Origin of the sequence: Halorubrum sp. SP3 (assembly GCF_005435195.1) — an archaeon.
In the GTDB taxonomy this organism is placed as follows: domain Archaea; phylum Halobacteriota; class Halobacteria; order Halobacteriales; family Haloferacaceae; genus Halorubrum; species Halorubrum sodomense.
In genome coordinates, this window is the sequence record NZ_SGTU01000784.1 from 1 (window position 1) to 218 (window position 218).

The 218-nt window shown below is 53.7% G+C and carries 1 protein-coding gene; it reads right to left on the bottom strand.

Going from position 1 to position 218, the window contains the following annotated elements; genetic code table 11:
* Nucleotides 1-218, bottom strand: a 218-nt coding sequence (locus EXE42_RS20090; protein ID WP_206750797.1) for a hypothetical protein, incomplete at both ends; no start/stop codon positions are given.

A 218-nucleotide genomic window follows, 5' to 3' on the forward strand; every position in this document is an offset into this window, starting at 1 on the left:
GAGGTGGCAATTCCCTCAGTTGATGTCACCAGCGCTTGCCACCTCTCTTTTGTGACTGTTTCCGCGTCGAGATAGCGTTTGATCCACTCCACCAATTGCTTCTCTGGATTCCCGCTCTGGATAGGAACGGTGCCAATATAGGGTATTGCTGACGGGCCCCTGTGTCTGAGTTCGAAACTGTGGCTCCTACCGTCGTCCTTCCGGGCAACTTTGACAGT